The 12,700-nt window shown below is 69.8% G+C and carries 13 protein-coding genes; 4 read left to right on the top strand and 9 right to left on the bottom strand.

Going from position 1 to position 12,700, the window contains the following annotated elements:
- Nucleotides 1-142 precede the first annotated feature (142 nt).
- The 4 genes from gcvH to RG19_RS02730 all read right to left on the bottom strand — a co-directional run bounded on the left by gcvH (nucleotide 143) and on the right by RG19_RS02730 (nucleotide 3,261).
- A complete protein-coding gene (gene gcvH, locus RG19_RS02745; RefSeq protein WP_058833932.1) occupies nucleotides 143-535 on the bottom strand; it encodes a glycine cleavage system protein GcvH in 393 nt (130 codons plus the stop codon).
- 106 nt (nucleotides 536-641) lie between these two features.
- Nucleotides 642-1,763 carry a glycine cleavage system aminomethyltransferase GcvT gene (gcvT, locus tag RG19_RS02740; RefSeq protein WP_058833931.1) on the bottom strand — a complete coding sequence of 374 codons (1,122 nt, stop codon included), beginning with the start codon at nucleotides 1,761-1,763 and terminating at the stop codon, nucleotides 642-644.
- A gap of 94 nt (nucleotides 1,764-1,857) precedes the next feature.
- Nucleotides 1,858-2,295 carry an NfeD family protein gene (locus RG19_RS02735; RefSeq protein WP_058833930.1) on the bottom strand — a complete coding sequence of 146 codons (438 nt, stop codon included), beginning with the start codon at nucleotides 2,293-2,295 and terminating at the stop codon, nucleotides 1,858-1,860.
- Nucleotides 2,296-2,298: 3 nt separating this feature from the next.
- Entirely contained in the window at nucleotides 2,299-3,261 is a 963-nt protein-coding gene (locus RG19_RS02730) for an SPFH domain-containing protein (protein WP_058833929.1), read from the bottom strand.
- Between the two features lie 167 nt (nucleotides 3,262-3,428).
- On the opposite strand from RG19_RS02730, the gene RG19_RS02725 reads away from it, so the two are divergent.
- The 3 genes from RG19_RS02725 to RG19_RS02715 are packed head-to-tail and all read left to right on the top strand — an operon-like array spanning nucleotide 3,429 to nucleotide 5,716.
- Complete coding sequence (locus RG19_RS02725; RefSeq protein WP_058836370.1) at nucleotides 3,429-4,052, top strand: RNA polymerase sigma factor; 624 nt, start codon at nucleotides 3,429-3,431, stop codon at nucleotides 4,050-4,052.
- Nucleotides 4,049-4,645 (top strand): hypothetical protein, encoded by a 597-nt coding sequence (locus RG19_RS02720; RefSeq protein ID WP_058833928.1) that lies wholly within the window; start codon nucleotides 4,049-4,051, stop codon nucleotides 4,643-4,645. Before RG19_RS02725 ends, RG19_RS02720 begins: the two co-directional genes overlap by 4 nt.
- 24 nt (nucleotides 4,646-4,669) lie before the next feature.
- Complete coding sequence (locus RG19_RS02715) at nucleotides 4,670-5,716, top strand: PDZ domain-containing protein (protein ID WP_058833927.1); 1,047 nt, start codon at nucleotides 4,670-4,672, stop codon at nucleotides 5,714-5,716.
- Nucleotides 5,717-5,927: 211 nt separating this feature from the next.
- Here the strand turns inward: RG19_RS02715 and RG19_RS02710 are convergent, their stop codons facing one another.
- From RG19_RS02710 to RG19_RS02690, 5 genes are all read right to left on the bottom strand, one after another.
- On the bottom strand, nucleotides 5,928-6,923 hold the full coding sequence (locus RG19_RS02710) for a DUF6607 family protein (protein WP_058833926.1): 996 nt from the start codon (nucleotides 6,921-6,923) through the stop codon (nucleotides 5,928-5,930).
- Nucleotides 6,920-7,516, bottom strand: a complete 597-nt coding sequence (locus RG19_RS02705) for a Hemin transport protein (protein ID WP_202905310.1) — start codon at nucleotides 7,514-7,516, stop codon at nucleotides 6,920-6,922. The genes RG19_RS02710 and RG19_RS02705 overlap by 4 nt, the downstream gene beginning before the upstream one ends.
- A 20-nt stretch (nucleotides 7,517-7,536) precedes the next feature.
- Nucleotides 7,537-9,759, bottom strand: a complete 2,223-nt coding sequence (locus RG19_RS02700; protein WP_082672779.1) for a TonB-dependent hemoglobin/transferrin/lactoferrin family receptor — start codon at nucleotides 9,757-9,759, stop codon at nucleotides 7,537-7,539.
- 208 nt (nucleotides 9,760-9,967) lie between these two features.
- A complete protein-coding gene (locus RG19_RS02695) occupies nucleotides 9,968-10,162 on the bottom strand; it encodes a hemin uptake protein HemP (RefSeq protein WP_058833925.1) in 195 nt (64 codons plus the stop codon).
- 89 nt (nucleotides 10,163-10,251) lie between these two features.
- Nucleotides 10,252-11,223, bottom strand: a complete 972-nt coding sequence (locus tag RG19_RS02690; protein ID WP_058833924.1) for an aldo/keto reductase — start codon at nucleotides 11,221-11,223, stop codon at nucleotides 10,252-10,254.
- Nucleotides 11,224-11,397: 174 nt separating this feature from the next.
- Between RG19_RS02690 and RG19_RS02685 the strand changes: the two genes are divergently transcribed.
- Nucleotides 11,398-12,693, top strand: a complete 1,296-nt coding sequence (locus tag RG19_RS02685) for a NupC/NupG family nucleoside CNT transporter (RefSeq protein ID WP_058833923.1) — start codon at nucleotides 11,398-11,400, stop codon at nucleotides 12,691-12,693.
- Nucleotides 12,694-12,700: the final 7 nt, after the last annotated feature.

The following is a 12,700-nucleotide window of genomic DNA, read 5'->3' as shown; positions in this document are numbered from 1 at the left end:
CGCGAACTCCCGACTGCGGTTTCGCGCCTGCGACGACGTCTCGATGCGGGCGGCCGGACCCCGAACGCAACGCGCCGCCCGAAGGCGGCGCGTCGATCGAAGCAGTTGTCTGGATCGCGACGACATCGCGATCGTCGGTACGTCAGTCGGCGTCTTCAAGCTGCGTCGCGTAGTCGTCGGGGCCGAGGAGTTCGCCGAGCTGGTCGGCATCGTCCATCTCGACGACGAAGATCCAACCGTCGCCGTAGGCGTCCTCGTTGATGGTCTCCGGCTTGTCGGCGAGGTCGCTGTTGACCGCGACGATGGTCCCCGACACCGGCGCGTAGACGTCCGACGCGGCCTTGACCGATTCCACCACGGCCACGCCGTGGCCGGCCTGGACGCTGTCGCCCACCGTGGGCAGGTCGACGTACACCAGGTCGCCCAGCAGGCCCTGCGCGTGATCGGAGATCCCGACGGTGACCTTGCCGCCATCTTCGACGCGCGCCCACTCGTGGGACTTCATGAACTTCAGGTCGCCGGGAATCTCGCTCATCTTGGGCTCCGTTGCAGATCGGCTGGTAGGGCGTGGACAGGGCGCGCGTGGCGCGGCGCTAGTGTAACGGCGCGCGCAGGCACGCGCACCGGGGCGCCGCGCCCGCTCAGGCCAGCACGCCCGGCTGCGGCTGCCCTTCGCGCACGAAGGGGAACTTCACCACCCGCACCGGCACCGCCTTGCCGCGGATATCGACCTGCACGCCGGCATCGCCACCGGGCGCGAGCTCGCCGGCCGGCACCCGGGCGAAGGCGATCGACTTGCCCAGCGTGGGTGAGAACGTGCCCGACAGGATCTCGCCTTCGCCGTGCGGCGTGGTCACCTTCTGACCGTGCCGCAACACGCCCTTGTCGTCCATCACCAGGCCGATCAGCTGACGCGCATCGCCCGCGGCCTGCTGGCGCTCCAGCCGCTCGCGACCGATGAACGCGCGATCGGCGTCGAGCGCGACCGTCCACCCGAGCGCAGCCTCGTAGGGCGTGACCGTTTCGTCCATGTCCTGTCCGTACAGCGCCATGCCCGCTTCGAGTCTCAACGTGTCGCGCGCGCCGAGCCCGGCCGGATGCACGCCCGCCGCGGCCAGCGCGGTCCAGAACGCGACCGCATCGGACGCCGGCAACACCACTTCGAAGCCGTCCTCGCCGGTGTAGCCGGTACGCGCCACGAACAGCGCCGCGCCATCCGCACCGCGCGCCTGGGCGGCGGAGAAGCGCGCGAGACCCGCGACACGGTCGCGGTCTTCGGCATCCACGAGTGCCACCACCCGCTCGCGCGCGTTCGGTCCCTGCACCGCGATCATCGCCAGCTCGGGGCGCTCCTCGACCTCGACCGCGAACGGCTCGGCCTGGCGCACGATCCAGGCGAGATCCTTGTCGCGGGTGGCGGCATTGACGACCAGGCGGAACCAGCGGTCTTCCATGAAGTAGACGATGAGGTCGTCGATGACGCCGCCGTTCTCGTCGAGCATGCAGGTGTAGAACGCCTTGCCGGGCTTCTTCAGCTTGTCGACCGAATTCGCCACCAGCGTGCGCAGGAAGGGCCGCACGCGTTCGCCGCGCAGATCGACCACCGTCATGTGGCTGACGTCGAACATACCGGCGTCGCGGCGCACCTGATGGTGCTCCTCGATCTGCGAACCGTAGTTGAGCGGCATGTCCCAGCCACCGAAGTCCACCATCCGCGCCCCCTGGGCCCGGTGGGTGTCGTTGAGGATCGTCTTGCGGGTCATGGCGGCGCCTCGGATGCGAAAGGCGCGATTATCCCAGACCGCCGGCGCCGGCGACCATGTGCGGCGCGGCGACGATCCCCGCACCGGCGTCGGATCAATCCTCCGCCGGCTCCACCTGCAGGGTCATGCCGTCCACGGCGATCACCCGCACCGGGGTGCCGACCGGCGCATCGGGTCCGGCAACGTTCCAGAACGCATCGCCGATCTTGACCCGCCCTTCGCCGGCCACGATCGCCCGTTCCACCGGCACCACCCGTCCGATGTGCTGGGCGGCACGCCGGTTGAGCGTGGGGTGGTCGCTGGTCCGCGCGCGCGGCCGGAACCAGGTGCGGTAGATCTGGATCGAAACGAAGCTCAGCACCACGAATGCGATGGCCTGCCAGAGCACGCCGACGTCGGGAAACACCAGCACCCCGACGAACACCGCGGCGGCGGCGAAGCCCATCCACAGCATGAAGGCGCCGGGCGCCAACGCTTCGGCGGCGAACAGCAACAGGGCCACGGCCGCCCACACCACGACCTCCCAGCGCATGGCTCAACCTCCTCCGGTGCGGGTCCCGGCGCGGTCGCGCTGGGCGTTCTGCTGGCTGCTCAACGCCTCGCGGGCCAGTTCCGCGACACCCGCGATCGAGCCGATCATGCCGCTGGCCTCCATCGGCATCAGCACGAACTTCTGGTTCGGCGCCGTGGCGAGCTTCTCGAACGCCTCGACGTACTTCTGGGCGATGAAGTAATTGATCGCCTGCACATTGCCCTGGGCGATCGCCTCCGACACCATCTGCGTCGCCCGGGCTTCGGCCTCGGCCAGACGCTCGCGCGCCTCGGCCTCGCGGAACGCGGCTTCCTTCTCGCCCTCGGCCTCCAGGATCGCGGCCTGCTTCTCGCCCTCGGCGCGCAGGATCTCGGACTGCCGGTGGCCCTCGGCCTCCAGGATCACCGCACGCCGGTCGCGCTCGGCCTTCATCTGCCGGGCCATCGAATCGACCAGGTCGCGCGGCGGCGCGATGTCGCGGATCTCGATCCGGGTGACCTTCACCCCCCAGGGGTTGGTGGCGTGGTCGACCACGTTGAGCAGCTGCGCGTTGATGGTCTCGCGCTGGCTCAGCGACTCGTCCAGGTCCATCGAGCCGATCACGGTACGGATGTTGGTCTGCACCAGGGCGATCATCGCGATCTCCAGGTTGGCGACCTCGTACGCGGCCTTGGCCGCATCGAGCACCTGGAAGAACACCACCCCGTCCACCCGCACCACCGCGTTGTCCTTGGTGATGACGTCCTGGCTGGGCACGTCGAGCACCTGCTCCATCATGTTGACCTTGCGCCCCACGCCGTAGACCACCGGGACCAGGAAGTGCAGCCCCGGATCCAGGGTGTGGGTGTACTTGCCGAACCGCTCGACCGTCCATTCGTAACCCTGCGGCACCATGCGCACGGTCTTGAAAAGGATGACGATCCCGGCCAGCAGCAGGACTCCCGTCAGAATGCCTGTCGCGCCCATCGGTGCTCTCTCCTGAGTTGCGTCGCGGATGTTTCCGAAAACGATGTCCCCGAAGACCCAGTATAGGCAGGCGATGTGACCACGCCGTCGGGTCCGTGCAGGGCTGCGACGGTTCCGCGCCCTGGCGCATCCTTGCCTTCCGAATGACCACGACAACGCCCACCGCCGTGCCTCCGACCGCCCCCCCGCCCGCCGCGGCGGCGGTGGCGACCGCCACCTCGAGCTTCGCCATCGACGTGCCGGCGGCCCTGCTGCGGCGCGCCCGGGCCGGCGAAGGCCGCGCCCTGGAACAGCTGTACCGCTGGTTCGAACGCCCCGTGTTCAATCTGGCGCTGCGGATCTGCCACGACCGCGAGGTCGCTGCCGACGTCCTCCAGGACACCATGCTCAAGGTCATCGGTCGCATCGGCGATTTCCGCGGCGACAGCCCGTTCTGGGGCTGGCTGCGGCAGATCGCGGTCAATGAGGCGCTGATGCGGCTCCGCCGGGGACGGCGCCTGGAGGCCGAATCGGACATCGACGACCACGCGATCGCCGGCGACGTGCCGCCACCGTCGGCAGCGGCGGATGCCGCCGCGCTGCAGCGCGCGATGGCCGAGCTGCCCGAAATCACCCGCAGCGTGCTCTGGCTCTATCACGCCGAAGGCTTCACCCACGACGAGATCGGCGCGCTGATGGCGCGCACGCCCAGCTTCTCCAAATCGCAGGTCGCCCGCGGCACCCGCCGCCTGCGCGAATTGCTCGAGTCGCCCCGAACCGCCCCCACACGAACCACCGGTACCGCCCCATGAGCGAGCTCCGCCCGACCGACACCACGCGCCCCGCGACCTGGCACGACGCCTTCGCGCAGCTGCCGCACGAGGCACCGCCTCCGGGCGGCTGGGATGCCCTGCAGGCGCGCCTTGCCGACACTGCGCCCGTCTCACGTCGCACGCGATGGCCGCTGTGGGCGGGTCTGGCGGCATCGCTGCTGCTGGCCGTCGCGTTGCCGATGCACTGGCTGGCCGACGACGCGCCGGACGCCACGTCCACGCCGTCCACCACCGGCGCCTCCATCGCCGGCGCACCGGCCGCCGGCCCGTCCACGGACCGGCGGCTGGACGCGCTGCGCGACGAATCCGCACGCCTCGAAGCGCTGCTGCCGCTGGTCAGCGACGATCGCGTCGCCAGCGGCAGCAGCGCGCTGATGACCGGCGAACTCGAGCTGCGCCTGGCCGGAATCGACGCCGACCTGCGCGCGCCCTCGCTGACGCCGCAGGCCGAGCAGACGCTCTGGGAAGCGCGCGTGCACACCCTCCACACCCTCGCCCGCCTGGAAACCGAGCGCAGTTGGCTCGCCGCCCAGGGCAGCCGCTTCGACGCGGCGCTGGTCCGGGTCGACTGATACCCCCTTCGAGGAGACCGCATCATGTTCCGAACCTTCCCGCCCGCCGCGCTCGTCCTGGCCGCGCTCGCGGCCCTTGGATCCGGCGCTGCCGGCGCACGATCGCCCGAGACCCCTGAATTCGAACGCGCACGCGCCGACCTTCAGCGTGCCGCGACGCGCATGGCCGAACTCGGCACCGCGGGCATGGCCGAACTGACCTCGGCCCGTCCGGTCCTGGGCGTGGTGCTCGCCACCGACCCGGAGGCCGGGGTCCGGATCGCCGCGGTGACCCCGGGCAGCCCGGCGGAGACCGCCGGGTTGCGCAGCGGCGATCGCCTGCTCGCCATCGGCGGCAGCCGGATCCTCGGCAGCCGCGGCGACCTCCGGCTGCGCAACGCACGCGCGTTGCTGCGCGACCTCGATGCCGGAACGCCGGTGCCGCTGCACTACGCACGCGACGGCCGTACCGCCACCCTGTCGGTCACACCGGAAACCGGATCGTCGATGGCGATGCTCGCCGGCACGCTCGACCAGGTGCGCAGCCAGCTGGACAACGTCGATTTCGATGCACTGGTGCGTGTGGACAGCGCCGGCATCGCCGCCGATGTCCGACGCGCGCTGGACGCGGCCGGACTCGGCGCGGACTGTACCGGCGATGCCTGCGCTTCCCCGGTGCTGATGGCGGCGATGCGCTGGAACGGACTCAATCTCGCCAGTGTGGACGCCGATCTCGGGCGCTACTTCGGCACCGACCGCGGTGTGCTGGTGCTGTCCACCGGCAACGTCGAAGGCCTGCGCGCCGGCGACGTGATCCAGCAGATCGACGGCACCGCCGTGAGCACTCCGCGCGATGTGATGCGCCAGCTGCGCGGGCGTCCGGAGAACGCCCGGGTCGAGATCGCCTACCTGCGCGACCGTCGTCCGGCGACGGCGAGGATCGCGGTCCCGGCACTGCCGACGATGCGGGTGCTCACCCCTCCCACGCCGCCGGCTCCGCCGGCCGCCCCGGCATCACCCACGGTGTCACCGGCGCGACCCGCAGCACCTGCGCCCTCGCCGCCCCGCACGCCGGCATCTGTCGCACGCTGACTCGACGGGCTCTCCCGCCACAGGAGAGCCCGGCGGCGGTCTCCGTGCGTTTCACGAGCCCGCACCACGGCGACGGGCCATCGCCCGCCGCGACATCGTCAGATCGCGACGTGGCGGATCGATCTGGCGGGCCCGCCCGTGTCGGCGGGCGCACCGTGCCCAAACTCGGAAAGAGCCCCCGAATGCAGGCGTGTCAGCAATGCGGTCGCACTCAGCGGTCGGCGGCCACGCCGACGGGTGCCGGCTCGACGTACTGCGTGAACAACCCGTCGATCTCGGCGTCGCCCACCGCTCCGCCGTCCTGTATCCGCTGCGCCTGCTCGAACAGCGGCACGATCATCGCCATCCCGTCCACCGCGGTCTTCAGGCGCATGCCGGGCGCCTGCGACAGGTATGCCGCCCAGCGCGACCTCACGCGCGCCCAGTAGGTGGACGTGGCGGCCCAGTATTCGAGCGCGGGGGTGAAATCGACACCCTCGTGCCTGCGGTAATCGTTGAAGCCGAACTCGCGCACCAGCCGTCGTTCGAGGCTGCCGTCGGTCGCACGTACCGTCTTGAGGTTGTCCTGTTCGTGCGTCCAGCCACCGGGCACGACAGTGTGGCGGTTGGTCACCGCCAGCGCGTTGTAGTCCTCGCGGGTGGTGTACTCGCGCCGGGGCAGCGGCCGCCAGCCGCTGTCCGAAGTCCAGCTGGCCGCATCGCCCTCGTAGGTCCAGCGACCGGTGCCGCAGTAGCGGGGCGCATCGCTGACCTCGTACACGCACTGGGTCCAGGCGCCGCGGGTGACCTCGGCCGGAATCGCATGCACGCCCCAGGTCTGGTCGGCATCGAACTCGAAACGGTACGTGGCCTCGTAGGTCCAGTCCTGCCGCCAGTGCTTGGTCACGTGGCCGGTCGGCGCGTGTACCAGGATGTGCTGCAGGACGATCTTCTCCGGGGTGTCCTCGATCACGATCACGATCTCGCTGGCGCCACTGCGCTTCGGCTCGACGCGTGCGTAGCCCGGCGCGTAGACCACGGTCTCGTGGAACTCGAACCCGACGTCGTACTCGCCCTGCATGGCGAGGATCGAGGCGCGATCGCGCGCCGGGTCCGGCCCATGCACCGACGGCGCCGTGCGGTCGTCGGCGTGCACGACGGCGGGTAGACACAGCAGCAGGCAGGCAAGCGGAAGCGTGCGGGCGGACAGCGTACGGATGGAGATCATGGGGCGGGGTGGCTCTTGTCGAAGCGAAGGGGATGCCAGGACGGTGCCTGGCGCGAAGGCATCGCCTGCGCGGCGCGCGCGCAGCAGCAATCGTCGAAACGCGCGCCGTCCACGATGCCTTCGGCATGGGCGATGCGGCGCGCCAGATCGGCGCCGAGCAGCGAGGGCGTGCTCAGGCAGGCCGCCAGCCGGGCCGGGCCGCCCCTGTCGTCGAGGGCGAACCGCAGGATGCTGCCGCGCCACGCCGCACCCGAAACGCCCTCGGCGAGGCGCCGCCACAACCGCTCCGCCACACCGGCCGGTTCCCGCACCATGCCCGGCAATCGCCGGGCCAATGCCTCCCAGGCCAGGAAATCGGAATCAGGCAGCAGACAAAGGCGCCAGCAACAGCGTCCGTCGACGTCGTGGAAGCGCAGGCTTTCATAGGCGCCGTCGGCCCACGGCACGCTGCAGGTGCTGGCGCGGACGGCCTGGCGCCAGCCGTCGAGCTCGGCGTACCGCGACGGATACAGGCACAACACCGACCCGAGCGCGGACAGTTCGGCCGCGCTCGGCAATGCCGACGCGGATGCGGCCCCGGGCATGGCCTGCATGGACGGCGCGGGGCGCATCGCTAGAAGTCCACCGCCAGGTTGACGGCGACGTTGCGCCCGGGCGCGGTGTAGCGATCCAGCGTGCCACTGGTCGCCAGCACGGCACTCGGCAGGTCGCCTGCCGCCCAATAGGTGCGATCGGCCAGGTTGCGCACACCCGCATCGATGCGCAGGTTGGGGGTGACGCGCCAGTGCGCATAAAGATCGATCACCGCATGACCCGGCGTCAGGTAGAGCGTGTCCGCCGACGCGCGCGACTTGCCGCGCACGGCGCGACCGATCAGTTCCGCGCCCCAGGCGTCGTTGCCGTACGCCACCCCGAGGGTGGCGGTGAGCGGGTCCACCGAATCCAGGGGGACATCGGCGGTGCGGTCGTCGCCGCGCGACCAGGCGGTCGCGCCCCGGATGCGCCAGCCCGTCCAGGCATCGGACAAGCCACCGAGGTCGAGGTCGGCCTGCATCTCCACGCCGTAGATGCGCGCCTCGGCGATGTTCTGCGATTGATAGACCATCAATCCGTCGGCGTTGAGCCCGATGAACCGCATCGACTCGATGAAGTCGTCGTACCGGTTGTGGTACGCCGTCAACGAGGTCTCGAGGACGCTGCCGACGTGCCGGATCCCCATTTCCACGCCGCGACTCGTTTCCGGCCGCAGATCGGGATTGGCGATCGCGGTGTAGCCGAACATCGCGTTGGTGAACCCGATGTTGACGTCGTTGTAAGGCGGTGCCCGGAAGCCGTGCGCATAGCTGGCGAACAACGACCAGTCCGGCTGGAACCTCCACACCGCGCCGAGCTTCGGCGACACTTCGGTCTTGCTGAGCGTCGACACCTGCACGCCGGGATTGTCTTCGGCGAAGATCGGGTCGAGCTCGGGCTTGAGCTCGTACCGGTCCACGCGCACTGCCGGCACCAGCCGGAACGTGCCGTCGGCGAACACCATCTCGTCCTGCAGATACAACGAGGCGGTATCGGTGCGACTGACCGGGAAATCGCGCACCGGGAAGACATCCGGCAACATCGCGTTGCTGCTCGCGCCGGTGAGCAGATTGGTCACCTGGCCGTCGCGCTTCTGGCGGGTGTCGGCGCGGACCAGTTCGATGCCGTAGGCCAGGGTGTGCCCGACCCCACCGGTGGCGAACGCCTTGCGCAGGTGCGCCTGCGCGCCGTGGGCGCGCTGATCGAAGTTGAAGCGGCGCGCGCGGCGCTCGGGCAGGCCGGCGGCGGTGACGCGCTCTTCCATCGTGTCCTGCGTGGTCTCGCTGTCCTGACGGTACACCTGCCAGTCCAGCGCATCGGCGAAGCCGGCATCGAGCGCATCGAAGACGTGGGCGAAGCTGACCCGGGTGCGGGTCTGGCGGTCGTCGGCCAGCACCTGCCGGTTGACGGCGCGCGTCATCGACTGGAAGCGGCGCGAGGTGAGCATATCGGTCAGCGCGCGGTCCTCATGCCCTTCGACCGTCAACTTGAACCGCTGCCGCGCATCGGGCTCGAACACGAGTTTCGACAACACGCTGCTGGTATCGCGGTCCTGGGGATTGGGCCGGGTGCGGGCGGCGCCCTCGCCGCCGACACGCCCCTGGTTGTCGGTCTCGTGGCCGTCGCGATGGCCGACATTGATCAGGCCGGACCAGCGTTCGCCGCCCCACGCGCCGGTGGCGCCGAGGTTCACCCCGTCCCAGTCGCTGGCGTAGCCGATGCGGCTGCCGACATGGACGTCGCGCCCCGGCTGCAGGTAATCCTCCGGATCCTTGGTGACGAAGGACCCCACGCCACCCAGCGCGTCCGAGCCGTAGAGCGAGCTGCTCGGGCCACGCACCACTTCGACGCGCTTGAGCGTGTCGGGGTCGACGAAGTTGCGGTTGGCGTCGGAAAAGCTGCCGATCGAGAACGCATCCGAGACCGGGATGCCGTCGGTCAGGATCCGGACCCGGTTGCCACCCAGCCCGCGCACGCGGATATCGCCGATGCCGAAGCGGCCGAAGCCGCTGGTGACGGTGATGCCGGGTTCGTAGCGGAACAGGTCGCGCAGGTCGCGCACCAGCAACGCGTCCATGCGCGCGCGGTCGATCGCGTCGACGGTGTGCGGCACGTCGAGCAGGGCGCGTTCGGTCCGTGTGGCGGTGACCACCACACGGTCGAGCGATCGCGCATCGGCGCCGCCATCGGAGGCGGCGAGCACGGGAAGCGTACAGGCGAACAGGGACAGGCCGACGGCCAGTGACAGGGCATGAGGACGCATGAAGGCTCGCACGTTGTAGCGGGCGGCGAGCTGGCGACGGGTCATACGACCGAGGCGGGCGGGCCCAGGAGAGAGACGGTGGCCGGGGCCGCATCGCGTGCGGGCCCGGCGGACATCACCGCGCCCTGCGGACGCGGCACGTGCGCTCCACCGCAGACCCGATGCACCGCAAGGCGGCGCATCGAAGGCGCTGGAACGACACGGGGGATTACTTGGTCAGGATCAACTTGTCGTTACGGGTGTGGCGGAGCCGATAGACCTCGTTTCCATGGCGGATCCGGATCTCGCGCTGACCGTTCAGCAGGCGCCTGCTGTCGAGGACCACCTCCCACGGGACCGGGGTCAGGTGGCTGACGCTGGCCGATTCGGCCGGGGCGGCTTCATGCGTGCGTGCAACGAACATCGGTGATCTCCAACGGCGAGAGAGAACACGATAGTAATGATTCTCATTTGCCAGTCAAGTGTCATCCGCAAAGTTTTTGCTGCCGATCGTCAGCGCTCCTGCGTCGCCGCCTCGATCCGCCGCCACACGGTCTTGTCGAAGCGCTCCAGCAAAGCCGGCGCCTGCACGTTCTCCAGCAACTGCGACACCCGGCTGGCGCCGGTGAGCACGGTGGAGACATGCGGATTGCGCAGGCACCAGGCGATCGCCAACGGCGCGGGCGCGACGCCCAGTTCGTCCGCGATCTCCACGAACGCGCGCGCACGCGCCTGACGATCGCCCGCCTCCAGCACCTGGCCGCGGAGATGGGCGTAGTCGGGATGCCCCAGGCGGCTGTCGACGGCCACCCCGTCGCGGTACTTGCCGGTCAGCAGGCCCGAGGCCAGCGGCGACCAGACCGTGGTGCCCAGGCCGAGTTCGCCGTACAACGGTGCGTATTCCAGCTCCACCCGGCGCCGGTGCAGCAGGCTGTACTCCGGCTGCTCCATGGTGGGCGGGTGCAGGTGATGCCGACGGGCGATGTCCGCGGCTTCCATCACCAGCGCGGCCGGCCATTCGGAGGTGCCCCAGTACAGCACCTTGCCCTGCCGGATCAGGGCGTCCATCGCCCACACGGTCTCGGCCACGGGCGTGTCCGGATCGGGCCGGTGGCAGAAGAACAGATCGAGGCACTCCACCCGCAGCCGTGCCAGCGCGGCATGGCAGGCATCGTGCACGTGCTTGCGCGACAACCCGCGCTGGGTGGGCCGCGGTGCGTCCGCGGACCCGAAATAGACCTTGCTCGACACGCAGAACCCGTCGCGCGGCAAGCGCAGGTCGGCGATCACGTCGCCCATGATCCGTTCGGCTTCGCCTTGCGCGTAGACCTCGGCGTTGTCGAAGAAGTTGATCCCGTGGTCCCAGGCGGCGGCGACCAGCTCCCGCGCCTCGCCACGGCCGATGCGCTTGCCGAACGTCGCCCAGGCCCCGAACGACAAGGCGGACAGCTGCAGGCCGGACTGGCCGAGGCGGCGGTACTGCATGGTGTGGCTTCCAGACATCGACAGGCGGCCAGTCTAGCGGCGTCGCACAGGTGCGCGGGGAGGTCCGGCGCATCCCTGAATGCGCAGTCGGCACGAATGTGAAGAATGCGTGATATTGCCCCCGCCCCCGGCCTCCCCTACCCTGCGCGGTCTGCAAGCGCCCAGGGGCACGCGATGGAAGGTCTGGCACGGGTCGGGTTCGGCCTGTTCGGTTTGGCGGTGCTCGTCGGCATCGTCTGGCTGTTCTCGAACAACAAGCGCCGGGTCGACTGGCGCCTGGTCGTCACCGGGCTGTCCCTGCAGATCGCGTTCGCGGCGGTGGTGCTGCTGGTCCCGGGCGGACGCGAGGTGTTCGACTTCCTCGGCCACGGCTTCGTGCGGATCCTCGGCTTCGTCAACGACGGCTCGCGTTTCATCTTCGGCGACCTGATGAACACCGAAACCTACGGGTTCATCTTCGCCTTCCAGGTGCTGCCGACGATCATCTTCTTCGCCGCGCTGATGGGCGTGCTGTACCACCTGCAGGTGATGCAGTTCGTGGTGCGCATCATGGCGCTGGCGATCACCAAGGTGATGCGGGTGTCCGGCGCCGAGACCACCAGCGTCTGCGCCAGCGTCTTCATCGGCCAGACCGAGGCGCCGCTGACGGTACGCCCCTACATCTCGCGGATGACCGAATCCGAACTGATCACGATGATGATCGGCGGCATGGCCCACATCGCCGGCGGCGTCCTGGCCGCCTACGTGGGCATGCTCGGCGGCGGCGATCCCGAGGAGCAGGCCTTCTACGCCAAGCACCTGCTGGCCGCCTCGATCATGGCCGCGCCGGCGACGCTGGTGATCGCCAAGATCCTGACCCCCGAGACCGGCGAGCCGCTGACCCGCGGCACGGTGAAAATGGAGGTCGAGAAGACCACCAGCAACATCATCGACGCCGCCGCGGCCGGTGCCGGCGACGGCCTGCGCCTGGCGCTGAACATCGGTGCGATGCTGCTGGCTTTCATCGCGCTGATCGCAATGATCAACGCGCCGCTGACCTGGGTGGGCGAAGTCACCGGCCTGGAAGAGATGATCGGCGCGCCGCTGAACCTGGCGACCATCTTCGGCTTCGTGCTGGCGCCGATCGCCTGGGTGATCGGGGTGCCGTGGCAGGACGCCGGCGTGGTCGGCTCGCTGATCGGTCAGAAGGTCGTCATCAACGAGTTCGTCGCGTACCTGCAGCTGGCCGACATCGTCAACGGTCGCGTCGAGGGCATCGAGCTGACCGAGCAGGGCCGCCTGATCGCCACCTACGCGCTGTGCGGCTTCGCCAATTTCAGCTCGATCGCGATCCAGATCGGCGGCATCGGCGGGCTCGCCCCCGACCGCCGCCAGGACCTGGCCCGCTTCGGCCTGCGCGCGGTGCTCGGCGGCACCATCGCCACGATGATGACCGCGACCATCGCCGGCGTGCTGACCCACTTCGCCTGAGACCGGC

Source organism: Luteimonas abyssi (assembly GCF_001482195.1).
In the GTDB taxonomy this organism is placed as follows: Bacteria; Pseudomonadota; Gammaproteobacteria; order Xanthomonadales; family Xanthomonadaceae; genus Luteimonas; species Luteimonas abyssi.
The sequence above is the reverse complement of the archived record's forward strand: the minus strand, read 5'-3'. Positions and strand labels throughout refer to the sequence as shown.

Coding starts and splice junctions, on each gene's coding strand:
- RG19_RS02730 (WP_058833929.1), bottom strand. CDS start 3,261: ATGGGCGCGACAGGCATTCTGACGGGAGTCCTGCTGCTGGCCGGGATC.
- RG19_RS02700 (WP_082672779.1), bottom strand. CDS start 9,759: ATGCGTCCTCATGCCCTGTCACTGGCCGTCGGCCTGTCCCTGTTCGCC.
- RG19_RS02720 (WP_058833928.1), top strand. CDS start 4,049: ATGAGCGAGCTCCGCCCGACCGACACCACGCGCCCCGCGACCTGGCAC.
- gcvT (WP_058833931.1), bottom strand. CDS start 1,763: ATGACCCGCAAGACGATCCTCAACGACACCCACCGGGCCCAGGGGGCG.
- gcvH (WP_058833932.1), bottom strand. CDS start 535: ATGAGCGAGATTCCCGGCGACCTGAAGTTCATGAAGTCCCACGAGTGG.
- RG19_RS02735 (WP_058833930.1), bottom strand. CDS start 2,295: ATGCGCTGGGAGGTCGTGGTGTGGGCGGCCGTGGCCCTGTTGCTGTTC.
- RG19_RS02705 (WP_202905310.1), bottom strand. CDS start 7,516: ATGCAGGCCATGCCCGGGGCCGCATCCGCGTCGGCATTGCCGAGCGCG.
- RG19_RS02690 (WP_058833924.1), bottom strand. CDS start 11,223: ATGCAGTACCGCCGCCTCGGCCAGTCCGGCCTGCAGCTGTCCGCCTTG.
- RG19_RS02695 (WP_058833925.1), bottom strand. CDS start 10,162: ATGTTCGTTGCACGCACGCATGAAGCCGCCCCGGCCGAATCGGCCAGC.
- RG19_RS02710 (WP_058833926.1), bottom strand. CDS start 6,923: ATGATCTCCATCCGTACGCTGTCCGCCCGCACGCTTCCGCTTGCCTGC.
- RG19_RS02685 (WP_058833923.1), top strand. CDS start 11,398: ATGGAAGGTCTGGCACGGGTCGGGTTCGGCCTGTTCGGTTTGGCGGTG.
- RG19_RS02715 (WP_058833927.1), top strand. CDS start 4,670: ATGTTCCGAACCTTCCCGCCCGCCGCGCTCGTCCTGGCCGCGCTCGCG.